Raw genomic sequence first — 1,200 nt, forward strand, 5'->3', positions numbered from 1 at the left:
AATGGCCACTGTCGCACACACTGCAGCAGCTGCCTTAACACCCGACCTGCGGGCAGCTTATGAAACGGCCTATCTCACAGCCTTTGCACCACGCGCCAGTACACAACTGGCGGCTACGGTTCCAGCGTTTGTCAAACTCATTCCGGATTTAGACCACGTCCCGGGCGATCCCTTCGACATCCGTGAAGCAGCACATCCGACAGCCCCATCGTTTGAGCGTTCCCCACTGCCGAAGGTGATTCAGGATTCCTTCATCGCCGTCGGCCATAAAGACCTGGCGTATGCGACAACACCAGATGAAGTCATCAACACCTACGGTCAGATTAACCCTGATGTGCTTGAGGCGATACAAGCAGGGGCCACAAACCCAAGCCGCAGCACTCAGCTCCCCCTCCACGCCACCGACACTTACCCCAGGCCCACATGGCACACCGGCACATCTTGGTTCTGCCGCTGGCATGCATACGATCTCTCCTGGTGCGATTGGCAGCACCGCAGCCGGTGTGAACGCTGGTACGGGTGCGAACATCAGCGGTGGTGGTGTCGGTGGTGGTATGGGCGGATTCGGTGGTACCGGCAACCGTGGCAGCCGCAACGGGCATGGTGGTCCCTCACTAGGAAGCAACACAGGCCACGGTGGTGGTCCCGGCATGGGTACAGGTGGTGCACCACTTCACGGTGCAAGCCCAGGTGCAGGCCCCAACACGGGGGCAGGCACAGCAGCCACGGGCCACAGCACGCAGGCACGTTCCACAGGGATGACTGCTGCACCAATGGCCATGGGTACCGGTAGTGGTCAAGGACAGCAGCGTAAAGCCACCAAAGTCAAGGCAGTGACAAGTGCAGTCGAACGCGAAGGCAACATCCAAGTCCTACTCGGTCAAAGCAAACCAGTGCTACCAGACGTCATCGACCACAGAGTCCGCGAATAACCCGGCAGCCATCCATCTCCCTCCCCGCCACAGTTCCCGGCTCGAGGCCAGATTTTCCGCCGCGCGGAAAGCAACCAAAACCTTGACTTGGCACACAGCTAGGTGTTGAAACCCCGCCGCAACATAAAGGCTTGGTGGGTTTGGTCCTGTAGTCGAAAGCTCGGCACCAATCTCAGCGGCAGCAAAGTCCGGTTTCACGCATTCACATCCAACACATCCAGCAGCCGCTCGATCGCTGTTGCGCGCGTGCATTTAGTAACACCGTGGT

At 59.2% G+C, this 1,200-nt stretch carries 1 protein-coding gene; it reads left to right on the plus strand.

All coding sequences use genetic code 11. The features are described 5' to 3' along the window. Positions 1 to 458 precede the first annotated feature (458 nt). Complete coding sequence (locus tag HMPREF3101_RS06585) at positions 459 to 932, plus strand: hypothetical protein (RefSeq protein ID WP_070463776.1); 474 nt, start codon at positions 459 to 461, stop codon at positions 930 to 932. Positions 933 to 1,200: the final 268 nt, after the last annotated feature.

The organism is Corynebacterium sp. HMSC29G08 (assembly GCF_001806875.1).
In the GTDB taxonomy this organism is placed as follows: domain Bacteria; phylum Actinomycetota; class Actinomycetes; order Mycobacteriales; family Mycobacteriaceae; genus Corynebacterium.